Annotated in this window: 20 protein-coding genes; 11 read left to right on the top strand and 9 right to left on the bottom strand. The window is 73.5% G+C overall.

Translation table 11 applies throughout. The features are described 5' to 3' along the window. Positions 1–11: 11 nt before the first annotated feature. On the bottom strand, positions 12–785 hold the full coding sequence (locus tag M8C11_RS11200; RefSeq protein WP_252449485.1) for an enoyl-CoA hydratase/isomerase family protein: 774 nt from the start codon (positions 783–785) through the stop codon (positions 12–14). Between the two features lie 131 nt (positions 786–916). On the opposite strand from M8C11_RS11200, the gene M8C11_RS11205 reads away from it, so the two are divergent. Next, complete coding sequence (locus tag M8C11_RS11205; RefSeq protein ID WP_252449486.1) at positions 917–1,483, top strand: DUF6232 family protein; 567 nt, start codon at positions 917–919, stop codon at positions 1,481–1,483. Here the strand turns inward: M8C11_RS11205 and M8C11_RS11210 are convergent. Beyond that, positions 1,429–1,857 (bottom strand): nuclear transport factor 2 family protein, encoded by a 429-nt coding sequence (locus tag M8C11_RS11210; protein ID WP_252449487.1) that lies wholly within the window; start codon positions 1,855–1,857, stop codon positions 1,429–1,431. The genes M8C11_RS11205 and M8C11_RS11210 overlap by 55 nt on opposite strands. A 59-nt stretch (positions 1,858–1,916) precedes the next feature. Between M8C11_RS11210 and M8C11_RS11215 the strand changes: the two genes are divergently transcribed. Beyond that, the gene (locus M8C11_RS11215) at positions 1,917–2,396 is read left to right on the top strand and encodes a DUF6232 family protein (protein WP_018786214.1); all 480 of its coding nucleotides are present in this window, start codon (positions 1,917–1,919) and stop codon (positions 2,394–2,396) included. A 66-nt stretch (positions 2,397–2,462) separates the two neighbouring features. Beyond that, complete coding sequence (locus tag M8C11_RS11220) at positions 2,463–3,233, top strand: hypothetical protein (protein ID WP_121685866.1); 771 nt, start codon at positions 2,463–2,465, stop codon at positions 3,231–3,233. A 3-nt stretch (positions 3,234–3,236) separates the two neighbouring features. Here the strand turns inward: M8C11_RS11220 and M8C11_RS11225 are convergent, their stop codons facing one another. Together M8C11_RS11225 and M8C11_RS11230 are read right to left on the bottom strand one after the other, a co-directional pair. Beyond that, the gene (locus M8C11_RS11225) at positions 3,237–4,133 is read right to left on the bottom strand and encodes a PfkB family carbohydrate kinase (RefSeq protein ID WP_252449488.1); all 897 of its coding nucleotides are present in this window, start codon (positions 4,131–4,133) and stop codon (positions 3,237–3,239) included. Between the two features lie 16 nt (positions 4,134–4,149). Next, the gene (locus tag M8C11_RS11230; protein WP_128138705.1) at positions 4,150–4,989 is read right to left on the bottom strand and encodes an ABC transporter ATP-binding protein; all 840 of its coding nucleotides are present in this window, start codon (positions 4,987–4,989) and stop codon (positions 4,150–4,152) included. A 132-nt stretch (positions 4,990–5,121) separates the two neighbouring features. Between M8C11_RS11230 and M8C11_RS11235 the strand changes: the two genes are divergently transcribed. Next, entirely contained in the window at positions 5,122–6,126 is a 1,005-nt protein-coding gene (locus M8C11_RS11235; RefSeq protein ID WP_252449489.1) for an ABC transporter ATP-binding protein, read from the top strand. Next, complete coding sequence (locus M8C11_RS11240; RefSeq protein WP_120571344.1) at positions 6,123–7,133, top strand: ABC transporter permease subunit; 1,011 nt, start codon at positions 6,123–6,125, stop codon at positions 7,131–7,133. Before M8C11_RS11235 ends, M8C11_RS11240 begins: the two co-directional genes overlap by 4 nt. An 85-nt stretch (positions 7,134–7,218) precedes the next feature. Here the strand turns inward: M8C11_RS11240 and M8C11_RS11245 are convergent, their stop codons facing one another. Next, entirely contained in the window at positions 7,219–8,424 is a 1,206-nt protein-coding gene (locus tag M8C11_RS11245; RefSeq protein WP_252449490.1) for an ROK family transcriptional regulator, read from the bottom strand. 124 nt (positions 8,425–8,548) lie between these two features. On the opposite strand from M8C11_RS11245, the gene M8C11_RS11250 reads away from it, so the two are divergent. The 4 genes from M8C11_RS11250 (at position 8,549) to M8C11_RS11265 (ending at position 11,680) form a co-directional block, all read left to right on the top strand. Then, entirely contained in the window at positions 8,549–10,003 is a 1,455-nt protein-coding gene (locus M8C11_RS11250; RefSeq protein ID WP_252449491.1) for a glycoside hydrolase family 3 protein, read from the top strand. A gap of 120 nt (positions 10,004–10,123) precedes the next feature. Next, entirely contained in the window at positions 10,124–10,561 is a 438-nt protein-coding gene (locus M8C11_RS11255) for a hypothetical protein (protein WP_252449492.1), read from the top strand. Further along, entirely contained in the window at positions 10,558–11,040 is a 483-nt protein-coding gene (locus M8C11_RS11260; RefSeq protein ID WP_091419207.1) for a thiol-disulfide oxidoreductase DCC family protein, read from the top strand. The genes M8C11_RS11255 and M8C11_RS11260 overlap by 4 nt, the downstream gene beginning before the upstream one ends. Next, complete coding sequence (locus tag M8C11_RS11265; RefSeq protein WP_252449493.1) at positions 10,979–11,680, top strand: TetR family transcriptional regulator; 702 nt, start codon at positions 10,979–10,981, stop codon at positions 11,678–11,680. Before M8C11_RS11260 ends, M8C11_RS11265 begins: the two co-directional genes overlap by 62 nt. Before the next feature lie 184 nt (positions 11,681–11,864). On the opposite strand, the gene M8C11_RS11270 is transcribed toward M8C11_RS11265, so the two are convergent. Then, complete coding sequence (locus tag M8C11_RS11270; RefSeq protein ID WP_199733168.1) at positions 11,865–12,530, bottom strand: GNAT family N-acetyltransferase; 666 nt, start codon at positions 12,528–12,530, stop codon at positions 11,865–11,867. Between the two features lie 523 nt (positions 12,531–13,053). Here M8C11_RS11270 and M8C11_RS11275 point away from each other — a divergent pair. Beyond that, positions 13,054–13,572: a hypothetical protein gene (locus M8C11_RS11275; RefSeq protein WP_252449494.1), complete on the top strand. Its 519-nt coding sequence runs from the start codon at positions 13,054–13,056 to the stop codon at positions 13,570–13,572. A 49-nt stretch (positions 13,573–13,621) separates the two neighbouring features. Here the strand turns inward: M8C11_RS11275 and M8C11_RS11280 are convergent, their stop codons facing one another. Further along, positions 13,622–14,359, bottom strand: a complete 738-nt coding sequence (locus M8C11_RS11280) for a Clp protease N-terminal domain-containing protein (protein ID WP_252449495.1) — start codon at positions 14,357–14,359, stop codon at positions 13,622–13,624. Positions 14,360–14,426: 67 nt separating this feature from the next. On the opposite strand from M8C11_RS11280, the gene M8C11_RS11285 reads away from it, so the two are divergent. Beyond that, positions 14,427–16,136, top strand: a complete 1,710-nt coding sequence (locus tag M8C11_RS11285; protein WP_252449496.1) for a Na+/H+ antiporter — start codon at positions 14,427–14,429, stop codon at positions 16,134–16,136. 27 nt (positions 16,137–16,163) lie between these two features. Here M8C11_RS11285 and M8C11_RS11290 read toward each other — a convergent pair whose 3' ends face one another. Continuing rightward, on the bottom strand, positions 16,164–18,818 hold the full coding sequence (locus M8C11_RS11290; RefSeq protein ID WP_252449497.1) for a DUF4132 domain-containing protein: 2,655 nt from the start codon (positions 18,816–18,818) through the stop codon (positions 16,164–16,166). Further along, entirely contained in the window at positions 18,819–19,127 is a 309-nt protein-coding gene (locus tag M8C11_RS11295) for a hypothetical protein (protein WP_252449498.1), read from the bottom strand. Positions 19,128–19,175 lie beyond the last annotated feature (48 nt).

The following is a 19,175-nucleotide window of genomic DNA, read 5'->3' on the forward strand; positions in this document are numbered from 1 at the left end:
CAGCTCTCGCGTCAGCGACCGGTGAAGCCCGGCTTGCGCTTCTCCACGAACGCGGCCATGCCCTCGCGCCGGTCGTCGGTGGCGAACAGCGCCGCGAAGAGCTGGCTCTCCCAGGCCAGGCCCGAGGTGAGGTCCATGTCCAGACCGCCGTCGACAGCCGCCTTCGCCGCGCGCAGCGCCTGCACCGGCCCGGTCAGGAACGGCTTCACGTACGCCACCGCGGCGTCGTAGACCTCGGCGGCCGGGACCACCCGGTCGGCCAGGCCGATCCGCAGCGCCTCGGCGGCGTCGACCATCCGCCCGGTCATGACCAGATCCTTGGCGCGGGCCGGGCCGACCAGGCGGGCCAGCCGCTGCGTGCCGCCGGCGCCGGGGATGATGCCGAGCTTGATCTCCGGCTGGCCGAGCTTGGCGTCCTCGGCGACGATTCGCCAGTCGCAGGCCAGCGCCAGCTCGCAGCCGCCGCCGAGCGCGTACCCGGTGATCGCGGCGACGACCGGCTTCGGGATGCGGGCGATCGCGCCGAGCGCGCTGGACAGGTCGGCCGCGCGCTCCGCCATGTCCACGTAGGACATGTCGGCCATCTCCTTGATGTCCGCACCGGCCGCGAAGACCTTCTCGCCGCCGTACACGATCACGGCGCGGACCTCGGCGTCGGCGGTGGCCGCCGACGCGGCGGCGCGCAGCTCCTCCTGCACCTGGGTGTTGAGCGCGTTCATCGGCGGCCGCTCCAGCCGGATGGTGCCGATGCCGTCCTTCACTTCCAGCCTGACGAACTCGCCCACGCTGCCCTCACTTCCTCGTCGAAGTCGCGTGCCAACCTTACGACTCGCCTCGTTGGGGTAGACAGTGTGGTGTCGGCGACTCCCCAGGTCGCCGCCGGAGTCGCCGCCGCCCCGCCACCGGGAGTGAGGCCATGATCACCTACTACGACGACCGCTCCGTCCAGGTCACCTCCACCGCGGTACGGGTGGACGGGCGCAGCTACCCGCTGGCCGAACTGACCACCGTGTGGCACCGGCGGGGCGACCGCTCCTGGCGGGTGCTCGCCGGGCGCGGCGCGATCGGGGCCGCGCTCGCCGGACCGCTGGTCGCCGCCGTGCTGGGCATCGCGCTGGCCGTGTGGCTCCAGCGTTCGGCGGTGGTCACCATCGCGATCGTCGGGGTCTCGGTGCTGCTCGGCCTCGCCGTCGGTCCGCTCGCGGACTTCCTCTTCGAACACCTGGACCGCTCCTACGCCCGGGGCAGCCGGGAGATGGAGATGTGGGCGCAGTGGCGCGGCCGGCCGGTGCGGCTGCTGCACACCCGCGACGCGATGCGCTTCGGCCAGGTCTACCGGGCGGTGCAGCGGGCCATGGAGGCCCTGCCGTCCGCGCCGGGGCGTGCCGCGCCCGATCGTGCCGCGCGTCAGCCCGATCGTGCGTCGCGTCAGAACGTGATCGGCTCGTCCGGCAGCAGGCCGAGCCCGCGCAACAGGCCGTAGGTGTCCTGCTCGCCCCAGAACTGCACGATCCGGCCACCGGCCAGGCGGTACATCTTGCAGGCACTCTGCACCGTGGTCGCACCGGTCGCGTCCCGCCGGTACGTCTGCGCCATCGACACCACCACCCGGTCCCCGGCCGCGAAGATCTCCCGGATGTCCTGGTCGAGCACGGTCAGGCCGGGTGAGGAGACGGCCGCCTCGGGGTAGCGCCGGCCGCGTACCGCGGTGCCCGAGCCGTAGATCTGCACGTCCTCGTCGACCACCTCGGCCAGTTCGGCCAGGTCCTTCGTGACGAAGGTGCGCAGGTAACGCCGGACCACCTCGACGTTGCGCGCCTGCTCGTCACCGATCCCGGCCCCGTTCCGGTCCGCCATGCCCCACAGCCTACCGTCACCGGACGCGCCGACATCGACACGCGCGGTTAGGCTGATTCATGGTCCTCTATTACCGGGACGACGCGGTACAGGTCACCTCGGAGGCGATCCACGCGGGCGGGCAGGTCGTCGCGCTCGCCGACGTCACGTACGTCTGGCACGCGCGCGGCACCACCACGCTCGCCGTCCGGGGGCGGGTGCTGGGCCGCGGGGTGCTGGTCCTGCTGCTGTCGCTGCCACCACTGGTCGCGGTGGTCTGCGTGCTCTCGCTGGCCTGGTCCGCGCAGGACCGCGGCGAGTGGAAGCTCGCCCTGATCATCCTGGCCGCGTTCGTGGTGGCCGGGCTGGCGCTCACCCCGTTCCTGGAGGTGCCGCTCGGCTGGCTGGACCGCTCCTACGAGCGCGGCAACCGGGTGCACGAGCTGTGGGTGCAGCACCACGGCCGGGAGACGATGCTGGTCCGCACACCCGACGCGCTGCGGTTCGGGCAGATCTACCGGGCCGTGCAGCGGGCCGTCGAGCAGGGCGACCTGCGGTGAGCCGGCCCGGCGCGCGGCGGCCACCTCGTCGGGCGGCACTGGCCGCGACGCCGCACACTGGATGCCATGGCGATCCCTCTTCCCCGGCCCGGCGCCCTGCTCGGCCTCACCCGTACCGCAGTGGACCAGGCGCTCGGCTCGGCCGCCACGGTGGCCTCGGTGCCCGCTCGCGCCTTCGCCGTCCTCGACCAGGTGGAGGCGCTGGTCCGGCGGATCGACGGGGTGGTGGACCGGATCGAGGGCACGCTCGACCGCACCGACCGGGTGCTCACCGACGCGGAGACGGCGGTCCGCGAGGTGGCGGTGATCAGCGCCGCCGCCACCGCGGCGATCGACACGGCGACCGAGGTGGCCGCCGCGGCGACTGTGGTGGTCGGCGAGGCGCAGCGGGTCTCCGAGGCGGCGGCCACGGTGGTCGGCGAGGCCGACCGGGTGGCCCGGACGGCGGCCGGTGTGGTGACCGAGGCGGAGACGGTGACCGCCCGCGCGGCGGGCACGCTGGCGACCGCCGAGAAGGCGACGGGCGTCGCGACCGAGCTGCTGACCGCGTACGAGGCGACGCTGCGCCGGGCCGCGCCGATGGCGGCCCGTTTCGTGGAGCAGCTCAGCCCGGAGGAGGTGACCGCCGCGATCCGGCTGGTGGACGAGTTGCCGAAGCTCAAGGACCATCTCACCTCGGACGTGCTGCCGATCCTGGCCACGCTGGACCGGGTCGGCCCGGACCTGCACGACCTGCTGGACGTCACACGCGATCTCAAGCTCGCGGTCGCCGGCATCCCCGGGCTCGGCATGCTGCGCCGCCGCGGCGAGCGCCTCACCGACGAACCGGCCGGCTGAGGCTCAGCCGGCCGGGAACAGCTCGTCGATCTCCGCGCGGTGCGGCAGCGCCACCGAGGCGCCCAGCTTGCGCACGCACGCCGCACCGGCCGCCGCCGCCCAGCGCACCGCGTCGGCCAGGTCCCGGCCCTCGCCCCAGGCCACGGCGAGCGCGGCGGTGAACGCGTCCCCGGCGGCGGTCGAGTCGACCACGTCCACCGGCACGGCCGGCACGTGCGTCGGCGGCCGGTCCCGGTCGACGTACCAGGCGCCGTCGCCGCCGAGCGTGAGCACCGCCCGGGGCACCAGGTCGAGCAGCGCCGCCGGCTCGTCCCGGCCGCGGCCGGTCAGCGCCTGCGCCTCCGGCTCGTTCACCACGAGCAGGTCGGTGGCCGACAGCAGCTCGGCCGGCACCGGCCGGGCCGGCGCGGCGTTGAGCACCACCCGGGTGCCCGCGGAACGGGCCGCCAGCGCTGCCTCGGCCACCGTCTCGACCGGCACCTCCAGCTGCGCGACCAGCACGTCCGCATCGCGTACGGCGGAGAGCTCGTCGGCGGTCAGCGACGTGAACGCGGCGTTCGCCCCGGGGGTGACCAGGATGGCGTTCTCCCCCGCGCCACCGACCATGACCAGCGCGACGCCGGACGGGCCGTAGACCACCCGCAGGTGGCCGGTGTCCACGCCGGCCGCTGTCATCCGGGCCCGCAGCGTCACGCCGAACGAGTCCGAGCCGATCGCGCCGAGGAAGACGCAGGAAGCGCCGGCACGTACCGCGGCGACCGCCTGGTTGGCGCCCTTGCCGCCGGGCAGCATGACGAAGTCGTCGCCCAGCACCGTCTCGCCGGGCCGGGGCAGCGCGGCGCCGATGCCGACCAGGTCCATGTTGGCGCTGCCGACGACGGCGATCCGGGTCTGCGGCACTGTGTCGTCCCGTCGCTCAGGCGGCGCGGGCGGCCCAGCGGTCGCCGGACCGCGTGACCACCAGCGGCAGGCCGAACGTCTTCGACAGGTTGTCGGCGGTGAGCACGTCGGCGAGCAGGCCCTGCGCCACCACGCCGCCCTCGCGCAGCAGCAGCGCGTGGGTGAAGCCCGGCGGGATCTCCTCGACGTGGTGGGTGACCAGCACCATCGCGGGCGCGTCCGGGTCGTACGCCAGCTCGGCCAGCCGGGCCACCAGGTCCTCGCGCCCGCCCAGGTCGAGCCCGGCGGCGGGCTCGTCGAGCAGCAGCAGTTCCGGGTCGGTCATCAGGGCGCGGGCGATCTGGACGCGCTTGCGTTCGCCCTCGGACAGCGTGCCGTACGTGCGGTCGGTGAGGTGGCCGACGCCGAGCTGGCGCAGCAGCGCGGCGGCGCGTGCCACGTCGGTGCGGTCGTAGCTCTCCCGCCAGCGGCCGACCACGGACCAGGCGGCGGTCACCACCACGTCGACGACGCGCTCCTCGGCGGGGATCCGCTCGGCGAGCGTCGCGGTGGACAGGCCGATGCGGGTACGCAGCTCGTTGACGTCGGTACGGCCGATGCGCTCGCCGAGCACGTGCGCGACGCCGCTGGTCGGGTGCAGCCGGCCGGCGGCCAGGTTGAGCAGCGTGGTCTTGCCCGCGCCGTTCGGTCCGAGCACCACCCACCGCTCGTCCAGCTCGACCCGCCAGTCGACGTCGTGCACCAGCGCGGTGCCGGAACGCTTGACGACGACTCCGTCGAGGCTGACCACCAGATCCGCGTCCACGGTCGAGGGGGCGGGGGCGCCCGGGGCGCCGGGGATCAGGTCACCAGTCACCGCTCCATCCAATCACGCACCCGGCCCGGCGCCCCCCACGGGCGGCGCCACCGCCATAGGGTGGGGCGCCGTGTCGTTGGTCACCGCTTCCGGAAGGACACCCATGCCCGACCGCTGCCGGGAGGCGCGCGGATGAGCGCGGTCATCGAGATCGCCGGCCTCCGCAAGACGTTCCACACGCTGCGCCAGGGGCGCCGGATCGCCGTCGACGGTTTCGACATGCTGGTCGAGGCGGGCCAGGTGCACGGTTTCCTGGGGCCGAACGGGTCCGGGAAGACCACCACGCTGCGTGCGCTGCTGGGGCTGGTCCGGCCGGACGCCGGGCGGATGCGCGTGCTGGGCGCCGAGTCACCCGAGCATCTGGCGGACGTGGCCGGGCGGGTCGGCGCGATCGTGGAGAGCCCGCAGTTCTTCGCCAACTTCACCGCCCACCGGACGCTGCGGCTGCTGGCCCTGGCCGGTGGTGTGCCGACCGCCCGGGTGGACGAGGTGCTGGAGCAGGTCGGGCTGCGTGACCGGGGCGACGAGCGGGTCAAGGGCTACTCGCTGGGCATGAAGCAGCGGCTGGCGGTCGCGTCGGCCCTGCTGAAGAACCCGGAGCTGCTGATCCTGGACGAACCGGCGAACGGGCTGGACCCGGCCGGCATCCGGGAGATGCGTGACCTGACCCGGTCGCTGGCCGAGGCCGGGGTGACGGTGCTGCTGTCCAGTCACATCCTCGCCGAGATCCAGTTGATCTGCGACCACGTGACGATCGTCAGCCGGGGGCGGCGGGTCGCGTACGGGCCGGTGGAGGAGGTGCTGGCCGGTTTCGACCAGCACCAGTGGCGGGTCCGGGTGGCCGACCCGGAGCAGGCCGGGCAGTTGCTGGGCCGGGCCGGCCTGTCGGTGTCCGTCGCGCCGGACCACCTGGTGGTGACCGGCGTGCAGGATCCGGAGACGATCAGCCGGACGCTCGGCGAGCAGGGCATGTGGGTACGCGAGCTGGTCCCGCTGCGGCCGGACCTGGAGAGCGTCTTCCTGGAGCTGACCGGCGGCCACGAGCACGTGGCGGTGCCGCGACAGGTCGACGGCGCGCCGCCGAACGACGGTGTGATCGACCTCGACGTCCGGGAGAGCCGGGAGGTGGACGCGTGAACCTGGTCCGTGCCGAGCTGGAGCGGCTGGCCGCCCGGCGCTTCGTGCAGCTCATGGTGGTGCTGCTGGCTGCCGCCTTCGCGGTGACAGTGGTGACCACGCTCGCCGGTTCGCACCGGCCCGGCCCGGCGGAGCTGAGCCGGGCGCAGGCCCAGGCGGCGGAGAGCGTGCGCCAGATGGAGATGACGTACGACCGCTGCCTGCGGATCCGGGAGGGCTCGCTCCCGCCGGGCGAGAACGACTACCTGCCGCGCGACTGCGCCCAGATCGACCCGGCCCAGATCGAGGAGCTGCCGAGCGCGGCCGACTACCTCAGCGGCGTCTTCGTCTTCGCCAAGGAGGCCGAGCCGCTGCTCTACTTCCTGATCGCGTTCCTGACGCTGTTCGGGTTCCTGGTCGGCGCCTCCTACATCGGGGCCGACCTGAACTCGGGCGGGGTGGTCAACCTGCTGCTGTGGCGGCCACGGCGGCCCACTGTGCTCGCCGCGAAGCTGGGCACGCTGCTGGGCGGGCTGCTCGGCCTGTCGGTGCTGGCGTCGGCGGCGTATCTCGGGGCGTTCTGGTTGATCGGCCAGGCGTCCGGCCTGGTCGGGCGGACCGGCGGCGACTTCTGGCCGTCGCTGGCGGCGATCTGGGTACGCGGGCTGATGCTGGTGCTACTCGCCGCGGCGCTCGGGTTCGCCGTCGCCACGCTGGGCCGGCACACGTCGGCGGCGCTCGGCACGGTGGCCGCGTACGTGGTGGTGTGGGAGCTGGGGGCGCGGCTGGTGTTCCAGATCCTGGAGGTCGGCCGGCCGGACCGGTACATGCTGTCCAGCTATCTGGCGGCCTGGCTGTCCGGTGAGGTGCGGCTGTGGGACAGCAACGCCTGCGGCCCGGGGATCTCCGGCTACTGCGACGGCTCGTACACGTTGACCTGGACGTCGGGCCTGGTGGTGCTGCTCGGGCTCACCGGTGCGCTGGTGGCCGCCGCGTTCACGGTGTTCCGCCGCCGCGACCTGATCTGACCGGAGCGACGCTCGGGCAACTCCTTGCGAACCCTGGCGCCATGATGAAGGATTCCTTCACATGGTGCCAGGGTGCACGACGTGGTCAGCCGACGGTCGAGCCGAACACCTCGTCCCGTACGGCGTCCAGCGCGGTACGCAGCGCGCCGCGCAGGATCGGCTCCTCGGTCAGCCCGGTGGTCACCACCCGGGGCCGCACGAGCGTGATCGCGGCGACCTCGTGCTGCACCCGCTCGGCCAGCGCCGCCCCGCCCGCCTGCCCGACCGCGCCGGCGAGCACCACGAGCGGCGGGTCCAGCACCACGCAGGTGCTCGCCACACCGAGCGCCAGCCGCCGGGCCAGCTCGTCGAGCATCGGCCCGCCCGCGGTGCCGGCCGCGATCGCCGCGCGTACCACCTCGGCCGCCCGGGCCGCCGCGACGCCCTGCTCGGCCGCCTCCGGGCTGGCGAAGCCGTGCTCCGCGGCCACCGCGCGCACCGCGTCGGCGCCGACGAGCTGCTGGAACGCCGGCTTGGCCCGCTTGGACACGTCGCGCGGGATGGGCGCACCGGGCACCGGCAGGTAGCCGATCTCCCCCGCCGCGCCGCTGCTGCCGTGGTGCAGCCGGCCGCCCAGCATGATCGCCAGGCCGACGCCCGCGTCCACCCAGACCAGCACGAAGTCGGCGGTGCCACGGGCCGCGCCGGACTGCGCCTCGGCCACCGCGGCGAGGTTCACGTCGTTCTCGAACACCACAGGGGTGTCCAGGTCCTCGCGCAGCGCGGCGAGCAGGCCGCTGTGCCAGCGGGGCAGGTTGAACGCGAACGTGATGTCGCCGGTCTGCGGGTCGACCAGACCCGGGGTGCCGAGCACGACGCGCCGGACGGCGGACAGCTCCGCCCCGGCGCTGCTGGCCGCCTGGACCACGGCGTTGTGCACCACGCCGACCGGGTCGTCGGTGTCCCTGGTGGACTGCTCGACCCGGCCCGCCACGGTGCCGGTGATGTCGGCGCAGGCGGCCACCACCCGCTCCGCGCCCACCTCCACGCCCACCACGTACGCGCTGCTCGGCCGGACGGCGTAGAGCTGGGCGTTCGGGCCCCGCCCGCCGGCCTGCTCGCCGACCCGGGCGACCAGGCCGCGCTCCTCCAGCCGCTCGACGAGCTGGGACGCGGTGACCTTGGACAGCCCGGTCAGCTCACCGATCCGGGCCCGGGTCAGCGGGCCGCGTTCGAGCAGCAGCTCCAGCGCCGCACGGTCGTTGAGCGCCCGCAGGAGTCGGGGGGTGCCGGGCAGCCGGGTCGCACTCATGCCAACGTCCTCAATTTTCAGTAAAGTTTTCTAACCACAAAACGCCTGCCGAGGGGTGCCCGTTAGCGTATCGGCCACCCCCATCCGCAGAGGTCGGACGACCCGGCAGGGAAAGGGGATACTCGTGGGTCTGGATCCAGGACTGCGCCGGCTCGCGCTGGGCACGCTGCTGGCCGCGTACCCGGGACCGGTCCCGCCGGACTGGGCGGTCGACCTGCTCGCCGACGGGCTCGCCGGGCACACCCTGTTCGGCACCAACATCCACGACCCGGCCCAGGTGGCCGCGTCCACCGCGGCGCTGCGCGCCGGCCGCCCCGACGTGATCGTCGCGATCGACGAGGAGGGCGGCGACGTCACCCGGCTGGCGCACGCCACCGGCAGCCCGTACCCCGGAAACGCCGCGCTCGGCGCGGTGGACGACCCCGACCTCACCCGCCAGGTGTACGCGGCGATCGGCGCGGAGCTGGCCGCGCTCGGCATCACGGTCGACCTCGCCCCCACTGTCGACGTGAACACCGCCGACGAGAACCCGGTGATCGGCACCCGCTCGTTCGGGGCGGACCCGAAGCGGGTCGCCGTCCACTCGGCCGCAGCCGTCGCCGGCCTCCAGTCGACCGGCGTGGCGGCCTGCGCCAAGCACTTCCCCGGGCACGGCGCCACGGTCGCCGACTCGCACCACGAGCTGCCCACCGTCGACGTGCCGCCGGCGGTCCTGCGGGACCGCGACCTGCCGCCGTTCGCCGCCGTGGTCGACGCGGGCGTCCGCGCGGTGATGACCGCGCACATCCGGGTGCCGGCGCTGACCGGCGACGGCCCGGCCACGTTCAGCCGCGCGGTCCTGCACGACCTGCTGCGCGTCGAGTACGGCTTCACCGGCGCGATCATCACCGACGCGCTGGAGATGAAGGGCGCCGTGCTCGCCGCCGGCGGGGTCGGCGCGGGCGCGGTCCGGGCCCTGGCCGCCGGCGCGGACCTGCTCTGCATCGGCGCCCGGGTCGACGCCGAGCTGGTCGAGTCGGTCGCCGCCGAGATCGTCGCGGCCATCGGTGACGGCCGGCTGGCGCGCGCCCGGGTCGAGGAGGCCGCCGGCCGGACCGCCGCGCTCGCCGCCGCCACCGGCTCCGCCGACGTCCCGCCGCCGGCCGTCGACGGCCTCGGCTACGCCGCCGCGCTGCGGGCGGTACGCGTCGAGGGCGACCTCACCGGCGGCACCGCGCCCCTGGTGGTGCAGGTGCACGCCACCTCCACCATCGCCGAGGGGCGGGTGCCCTGGGGACTCGGCCCGCACCTGACCACCGGCGTCGAGCAGGCGCGTGCGGTGGCGGGCGAGACGGACCCGGAGCAGTTGCGGCGGCTCGCCGGGGACCGGCCGGTCGTGCTGGTCGGCCGGCACCTGCACCGGCTGCCCGGCGCGCGCGAGCTGGTCGAGGCGCTGGCCGTCACGCACCGCGTCGTCGTGGTCGAGATGGGCTGGCCGGGCGCCTGGCGGCCGGCGGGCGCGCGCGCCTTCGTCGCGACCCACGGCGCCAGCCACGCCAACGGCCGGGCCGCCGCCGAGGTGCTCGGCCTGACCGCCTGACCCACACCCTCCACCCGGCCGCCGCCCACAAGGGCGGCGGCCGCACTCTTGAACGCGTTCAAGTTTTGTCGTACGCTCAGGGCGCCCAGGATTTGAACACGTTCAAGAGAGGCGACGGGGATGGACGTGAAGGTCTGGATGTACCTGGCCTACCTGACGGTGAGCATCGGCCTCACCATCTGGGTGGCGCGGGCGCTGTCCCGCAACGGGCTGGTGTTCCTGCAGGACGTGTTCGCCGACAGCCGGCTGGCCGAGGCGGTCAACAGCCTGCTGGTGGTCGGCTTCTACCTGCTCAACCTCGGCTACGTCACGGTGGCGATGAAGGAGTCCGGCCCGGTCGGCGACACCAGCCAGGCGCTGGAGCAGCTCTCCATGAAGGTGGGACTCGTCCTGCTGGTGCTGGGCGCGCTGCACTTCTTCAACGTCTTCGCGCTCGGCCGCTACCGGCGCGGCCGCCTGCGCCAGCAGGCCGTCCACCCGCCGCTGCCGCCGGTCCGGATGCTCCCGCCGCAGGGCGGGCCCGTACCGGCGGCGGGCCCGAACCCGCCGGCCCGGTGACGTCCGCCGCGGGCGGGCACCAGCAGGATCCCACCGGGCACGGGGCCGGTGGGATCCGCGGGTTCACCGTCCTGTTCGACGCGGACTGCCCGATGTGCCGGGCCGCCCGGCGCTGGCTCGCCTCGCGCGCCCAGCTCGTACCGCTGGAGTTCGTGCCGGCCGGGTCCGCCGAGGCCCGGCGGCGCTTCCCTGGGCTCGACCACGACGCCACACTGCGCGACCTGACGGTGGTGGCCGACACCGGTGCGGTCTACCGCGGCGACGGCGCCTGGTTCGCCTGCCTCTGGGCGCTCGCCGAACATCGCGGCACGGCCGAGCGGCTGGCCCGCCCGCACCTGCTGCCGCTGGCCCGGCGGGTGGTGGCGGCGGCCTCCGCGGTCCGCGAACGGATCCGGGAACCGGGATACGGTGACGACGATGACCGAGCAGAGTGCGCCGACGACCGCTGCGGGTGGGCAGGGGTCGACGGCCCGGGGTGAGCAGACCCGCCAGCTGATCCTGGACACCGCGATGCGGCTGTTCCGCGAGCGCGGATACGCGCGGACGACGATGCGCGCCGTCGCCCAGGAGGCGGGCGTGGCGGTGGGCAACGCCTACTACTACTTCGGCTCCAAGGAGCACCTGGTCCAGGAGTTCTACGCGGGCACCCAGCGCGAGCACCGGGAGGCGGCCGCGCCGGTGCTCGCCCGGGAGCGGGACTTCGGCCCGCGACTGGCCGGGGTGCTGCACGCGGGCATCGACGTGCTGAGCCCGTACCACGCGTTCGCGGGCGCCTTCTTCAAGACGGCGGCCGAGCCGACCTCACCGCTCAGCCCGTTCTCCGCCGAGTCGTCGGCGCCCCGGGACATGTCGATCGCGCTGTTCCGCGAGGCGCTGACCGGGTCCACCGTCAAGCTCGACGACGAGCTGCGCGAGGCTCTGCCCGAGCTGCTCTGGCTCGGCTACATGGGTGTGGTGCTGTACTGGGTGCACGACCGCTCGGAGGGGCAGGTCAAGACCCGGCAGCTCATCGACGGCGTGGTGCCGCTCGCGGACCGGCTGGTGGGTCTGTCCCGGCTGCGCGTGCTGCGGCCGGTCACCCGACAGGCGCTCGCCCTGATCCACACGCTGCGTCACTGATCCCGCCGACGCGAAGGCGAGCGATTCCGCAGGTGAGAGTCCGTAACCGGACAGCAACGCACCCCTTGCTCCCGACAGGAACTGACACATAGCGTTACCGATGTCGGGCCCTGGGGGGAGAGCTGCGGACCGTGGATCCGGCCCGGGATCCACGGTCCGCGCCGGACTCGGCCAACGGGGCGGGTCAGCGGGGGAAGACGCCGAACGCGGTGAAGCCGCGCTCCGGGAACCCGGCCGCCTCGGCCACCCGCGCTGACGCGGCGTTGCCCGGGTCGTGCAGGTAGGTGGGGATCGCCCCCTCGTCCAGCACCCGGCGAGCCGCCTGCGCGACCAGCCGCCGGGCCAGGCCGCGCCCGCGCGCCGTCGGCACCGTGCCCACCGCCAGCTCGTGCCCGTACGCGTCGTGCCGCTTGATCCCCACGCCGGCCCGGTACGCGCCGTCGGCGCCCCGCACCACGAGCACCTCCCGGTCGAACAGCCGCAGCCACGGCGGCAGCCCGGGCAGCGTGGGCGGGACCCACTCCCCCACCTCGGGCAGCGGCGCCGGGTCGGTGCACCAGCGGAAGACCGAGGTGTGCGCGACGAACTCGGGCATGCCGACAGTGACCGGCAGGTCGGACAGCCACTCCCCGAGCGGCCGGTCGCGTACCAGCGTCCGGACCGCCTCCACCCGGTCGGCGGCCACCGAGAGGACGGTGCTGCCGCCCGCGGTCACCGCGACGGCCGGGCGCAGCCGCCCGTCCCAGGCCGGGCGGGCGCGGCGATAGGACCGGACCACGTGCAGCCCGGGGCCCGCCGGCCACTGCCCCAACCAGGTCGCCAGATGAAGGAAGACCCGCCGGTCGAGCACGTGATCATGGTACGCCCGGACGCCGCGCCCGTGCCCGCGGAATTCGCCGATCGCGGCGCGGTTGAGACGCGCGGCAGGAGGGTAGAGGGTCGGCACGCCAGCGACGGACGCCGATTCCTGGTCCCGCCACCGGCCGCAGGAAACCCGGCGCTTCGCGGAACCGAAGGCATCGCCCCTGCGTCATATTCATTTCCATACATGGACAAGTTTCTCTGGGACGGTAGTGGTCATGCCTCACGAACCGAATGACCGATTCCAGCAGGACGCGGAGCGCGGCTGGCGGGCCGCCGCAGACGCCCGACGGTTCCCGGCGCAGCCGGCGTACCGAGAGGCCCGCGACCGAGGGCTCTCCTGGGCCGAACTGAACGCGCAACCGGCCGGTGCCGCCGCCTGGCGTGGCCTCTCACCCCTCTAGGAACGCGGGCGGCGACACACCGGCCGGGCGCGCGTACCGGCCTTCGCACACCTGTGCGGTAGCGTCTTGTGGTCCGATTTCCGGCCTACGACAGGAGAAGCTCCGCGCATGGGCAAGAAGACGATCCACGTCTCCGACTTCACCGGTCAGGTGCTCAGCCCCGACGACGAGGTGGTCAAGGTCGTCGTCCTGGAGCACCCGGACCTGGTCGCCGGGCCCGTGCAGCTGGACGCCACCCCGGTCGACGTGGAGAGCATCGACGACGCGGCGCTCGACGTCGCGGTGGTGGAGATCCACGACCGGCACGGTCACGGTGAGCCGCGCCGGGTGGTGCTGACCGCCAGCGAGTTCGACGCGATGGCGACCGACGTGCCGATGGCGCAGCTGCTGCGTACCGCCGAGCGGGTCAAACCGCCCAAGGCCCGCCGCGCCACCGAGAAGATCGACTACGGCACCATCGAGCACGCCGGGCGCCCGCACCGCGGCCGGGTCACCGAGGAGGAGGCCCGGCTGGTCCGGGAGCACCTCGACGAGGTGAACAAGCGCCTCGCCGACGCCGGCATCCGCCAGGTCGACCCGGCCGACCCGGAGCACGCCGCCCGGTACGGCTTCCCCGTCGCCGGCTGAACACCCGCACACCGGGCACGCGCCCCCGTGACGCGTGCCCGGCGCGGTGTCAGTCCCCTTTCCGGGTGATCTCGGCGAGCGCCGCCTCGAACGCCGACTCCAGTTCGGACTTCTCCAGGCCGAGCCCGCGCAGCACGCCGTCGTCGCCCTCCTCCTCCAGCAGGGCGAGCAGGATGTGCTCCGTACCGATGTAGTTGTGCCCCATCCGCAACGCCTCCCGGAACGTCAGCTCCAGGACCTTCTTGGCCCGCGCGTCGTAGGGGATCAGGTCCGGGACCTGGCCGGCCTTCGCCGGCAGCGTCGCGGTGACGACCTCCCGCAGCCGTTCCAGGGGTACGCCCCGAGCCACGATCGCCGCGGCCGCGAGCCCTTCCGGCTCGGCGAGCAGCCCGAGCGCGACGTGTCCCGGCGTGATCTCGGCGTTACCGGCGGTCCGCGCCTCCTCCTGCGAGGCCAGCACCACGTTGCGGGCGCGCGGGGTGAACCGGCCGAACCCCGAGTTCGGGTCGAGCGCGGCGGCGGTCTCCGCCTTGGCGGCGGAGCGCTTCTGGGCGGCCTGCTTGGTCACGCCCATGCTGCGGCCGATCTCCGTCCACGAGGCGCCGGAGCGGCGCGCCTGGTCGACGAAGTGCCCGATCAGGTGGTCGGCGACGTCGCCCAGGTGGTCGGCGACGAGGACCGCGTCGGCCAGTTGGTCGAGCGCGTCGGTGTGTGCCTTCTTGATGCCGTCGATGAGGTCGTCGAGGCGTACCGGATGGGTCATCTTGAGCGGTTCGGTCTCCTCCATGCGTCAACCATAGGTTGACGCTCCTCCACCGTCAACCCTCGGTTGACGGTGTCGTCGGCGTCGCGCGATGATCTCGGCCCCGGTAGGGTCGGTCGGGGTGAGCACCCATTCGACACTGCTGTTCGTGCTCGCCGCCGTCGCGGTCGTCATCGCCGTGCGGTGGGTCGCCTCCCGTACCGGTCTGCCGGCGGCAGCGCTCCTGCCGCTCATCGGCATCGCGTACGCGCTGCTCCCCGGCCCCAACGTCGGCCTCGATCCCGAGCTGGTGCTCATGGTCGTGCTGCCGCCGCTGCTGTACAGCGCCGCGCTGGACTCGTCCCTGCTGGACATCCGCCGCAACCTGCGGATCGTGGTCATCCTCTCCGTGGTGCTGGTGCTGCTCACCGGGCTGCTCGTGGGCGTCGGGTTCCACCTGTTCGTCGCCGGCGCGACGCTGGCCGCAGGCATCGCTGTCGGCGCCGCCGTCGCCCCGCCCGACCCGGTCGCCGCCCTGGCCGTGGGCCGGCGGGTCAACCTGCCGCCGAAGATGGTCACGATCATCCAGGGCGAGGGACTGCTGAACGACGCCACCGCGCTGACCATGCTCAGCGTCGCCGTGGCCGCCGCCGTGGGCGGCGAGTTCTCGTTCCACGCCGCGATCGGGCAGTTCGTGCTGGCGGCCGCCGGCGGAATCGCGGTGGGCGTGGTCGTCGCCCGGGCGAAACGACTGGTCCGGCCGCTCACCGCGGACCCGCTGCTGTCGAACGCGATCTCGCTCGCGACACCGTTCGTGGCGTACCTGCTGGGCGAGGCGCTGCACGTCTCCGGTGTGCTGGCGGTGGTGGTCGCCGGCCTGATCGTCGGCCACCAGACGCCGGAGTTCGGGTCCGGCGCCGCCCGCCTCCAGACCAACGCCGTGTGGCGGCTCGTCGACTTCCTCCTCGAAGGCTTCGTCTTCCTGCTGATCGGCCAGCAGCTCCCCGCCGTCATGCGGGGCCTGCGCCAGTACGACACGTCGACCATCGTCATCGCCGTCGCCGTGTCGGTCGGCGTGGTGCTGCTCCTGCGCCCGGCCTGGCTGATCCTGACGCAGTGGCTCCCCCGGTCGCTGCACACCCGGCTCGGTGGCGTCGCCGAGCAGGACGACACCGACGGGCCGGACGCCGCGCGGCGGCTCGGCGGCGTCGACCGCAACGCCCGCGGGCTGACCTCCCGTGAGGTGGTGGCGCTGAGCTGGTCCGGTACGCGTGGTGTGATCAGCCTGGCCGCGATCTTCACGCTGCCGCTGACCACCCGCAGCGGCGACCCGTTCCCCGATCGTGACCTGCTGCTGTTCTGCACCTTCGTGGTCGTCCTGGTGACGCTGGTCGGGCAGGGCCTGACGTTCGCGCCGCTCGTGCGGATGCTCGGCCTGCGCGCCAACGAGGCCGACCAGGCCCGGGTACGCAACGAGGCCCGCTCGGCCGCTGTGGAGGCCGCGCTCGCCCGCCTCGACACCGTCGTCGCCGAGGAGCCGGACAGCAGGGTCGCCGTCGACACCACGCGGACCCAGTTGCAGACCCGGCTGGCCCGCTACCGGGGACGGCTCGACCTCATCCAGCAGAGCGGCTCGTCGGAGCTGCCCACCTCACCGGAGTACGAGACGGCGCTGCGGGTCCGCCGGACCGTCCTCGAAGCGCAGCGCGAGGAGTTGCTGCGGTGGCGCGACTCCGGCCGGCTGCCGGACGAGGAGCTGCGGGTGCTGGAACGCGAACTCGACCACGAGGAGCTGTTGCTGCCGAAGCGGGCGCCGGGCTGACCCTGGACCCGGCGCCCGCCGGCCGCCTCACAGCTGGCGCAGGATCACCGGATCCTTGATCTTCTTGTCGGCGGCCAGCAGCAACGCCTTGCTGATGATCTCGGCGAGCCGGCTGTCACCCTCGAAGGGCAGGTACATCTCCGGCTCCTTCGCCTTCGCCGAGTCCGGGATGATGCACAGGTACCGCTCGTCCGGGGCGATCAGGATGTTCCCGGAGCCGCAGTGGATGCGGTACGTGTGCAGGTCGCCGCGTACCTCCAGGAACCTGTCGGTGAGCGTGCAGCGACCGGCGATCGCCAGCCGGGGGATCAGGTCGGCCAGCACGTCCCGGCGCGTCCGAGCGGTCGGGGTCAGCTCGCCGAAGCTGCTCTGCGCCCAGTAGTCGCGATGCCGGCCCTGCGGCCCACCGTCGTACCAGTTCGGGTCGGCGCCCACCCCGGCCGCGGCCACGAACAGGTCGACGTCGCGCATCACCTCGCTCAGCACGACCGGCGGCACCTCCGCCAGCGGAACCGGCAGGCGCTCCCCCCGGATGAAGAACAGCTGGTCGGTCCCCATCGTGTCGAACACGAGGTCGTCGCCCCGGTCCTCGATCCCGGCGACACCCAGTTCGGCGCGCAGCCCCCAGTCCGGGAGGGCCAGCCAGGGCAGGTCGTACGAGGCCCCGTCGTTGCGGTGCTGGACGTACGACCAGCCGCGCCGGGACAACAGCGCGTTGAGCCGGTGCTGACGCACGATGTGCGCGGCGAACCGGTTGGAGTACATGCCCGTGGCCCGCTCCGCGTCGGTGAGCAGGTACTGCTCCCGGTGCGCCTGCTTGAACGGCTGGGTGATCGCGTGCCGGGTCAGGAAGTCCCGCCACGGCCCCACCGCGTCGGGGTCGAGCACCGGATGCCACAGCCGGACCGTCGCCTCGTCGGCCGGCTCGACCACTGTGTCGTCCACTGTTCGCAGCGCCTCACCGGCCCAGCAGCAGGCCACGCCGTCGACGGTCCAGATGAGACGCCGGGCCAGCGTACGGGCCAGCGGATGGTCCAGGAACCGCTCGCGCCACTGCTCGACGGTCCACGAACGGTCGCGCCGCAGGAGCCCTTCCAGCCGGTCGCGGGTGGCGACGAGCGTGGCGGCGACGTCGACGACAGTCGCCTTCAGCTCCTTCACCTCGTCGCCGTGATCCCTGCGCACCTGGGCCGGAGGCGTCTTGACCACCTTGCCGTCCGCGTTGCGCCACACCACTACGGCGTCGACACCGCGCACCTCCAGCTCGTACGAGCAGTCGCCCAGCTTGTCCGCGAGCGGCAGCCCGAAGCCGGGCAGCGCCATCTCCTCGACGTCCTCCCGGCTGACGCCACGCGCCTCGGCGTGCCGGGTCAGCCCCTTCTCCACCAGGCGCAGGGTGCTCTTGTAGGTCAGCCGCGAGGACAGCCGGGCCAGTTGTGCGAGGGCGGCGGGGTGATCGGTGTCGACGAGCGCCGCGACCGCGACGTTCGCCAGTTTCGGGCTCGCCGGGCCGTGGCCGGAGATCTTGCGGGCGGCCCGTTCCGCGATCTGGCCGAGGCTGCGCAGTGTCTGCTCGGACGGCGGGCACATCGTCCGCGTCCAGATCAGTCCCCACAGCAGCCCGACGTTGTAGCGGTCGATCATCCGTGGTGGCATGTCCTCGATGTGGCCGGGGCAGCATGTGGTCATGCGCAGCGGCAGGCTGCGCGCCTGCCCGACGAGCGGGAGCCAGTCGTCGAGCCGGGCGGTGAAATCGTCGACGCCCACCGCGTCGAGCAGCGACCGGGCCTGCTTGCGCCAACCGGCCGTCGGCTTCGCCTTGTCCACCTCGACCGGGCAGTGCGCCAGCAGCGCCTCCCACGCGGACCGGCGATCTGCCGGCATCGCCTCGATGTCCGCGACGGCGCGGTCGGCCCACTGCTCACCGACGTTGGGGATCGGCCACATCCGGTCGGCCTCGTCGCTCGTGTCGCTGGAGGAACGCTCGATCCGGGTCCGCCGCCAGGTCGCCAACGCCGCCGGGTCCACCCGCCCGGCCGACGCCTCCGCCTGGATGGCCTCCCAGGTGAACCGCTTGAGGTGCCAACTCCAGTAATTGAATCCCAGCCAGGCCTGAGTGCCCAGCCGGTCGAGCCAGGCCGAGCCGTCGAGCCCGCCGCCGGAGCGCGCGGCCCTGATCAGGCTGTTCGCCCCGTCCTTTCTGAACCCCGGCACCGCCAGCGCGTCGAACACCACCTGCCGTACCGGTGCCGGTTGCGCGGCCAGCAGTTCCTCCGTCCGGCGCCACGCCTCGCCCCGGGCCCGGTCCCACGGCTCCTCGTGCTGGTACGGCAGGTGCGGCAAGCTGTCGATCAGGGTGGAGACGGCGGCGACACGCCTGTCGCGATCCGCGTCGTCGCCGGTCAGGTCGGCCACGGCGGCGGCGACCGACTCGACCTTCCGGGTGGCCTCCGGCAGCAGCTCGACCAACGGCGCAGCGAGATCGTAGGGCCCGTGCGGGTCTTTGAGCGCAGCGAGCAGCGACGGAGCCGTCCCCGCCGGCGCCCAGCCGCACACCGTCACCACCCGGTCGACGAATTCCTGCTTGCCGGTCTCGTTGAGGTTCTCGGCGCTCGGGCCCCACCACTTCTCGGCGGTGGCGGCCACATCGCGCAGGGCCGACTCGGGGTCGTACGTCGTCATTCAGCCACCCACCAGCGGGACGAGCTTGAGGAAGGTGACGCGGGATCCCGCGTGCAGGCGGACCTTCTCGTCCAGGGCAGTGACCTGGCGGTCGTCGACGAGCACCACAAAGGCGTTGCGGCCGAAGGCGTCGAGCGTCGTCCGGGTGCGCTCCTCCGGATCGGCGTCCACGCCGGACTCGGCGATCTCCAGGAACACCCGGCGGCGGATCAGCTCGTCGAGGCGTACCTCGTCCTCGAAGACCTTCATGGTCCACACCGGCCCGCTCGGCGCCCCGGTCACTTCATCGGCGATTGTGATCATCGGCATGGCGGAGAAGATAGCGCTCTCCTCCGACAGCGCACGCATTTGTGTGAC

Source organism: Micromonospora sp. CPM1, from assembly GCF_023896895.1.
GTDB classification, from domain to species: Bacteria; Actinomycetota; Actinomycetes; order Mycobacteriales; family Micromonosporaceae; genus Micromonospora; species Micromonospora tulbaghiae.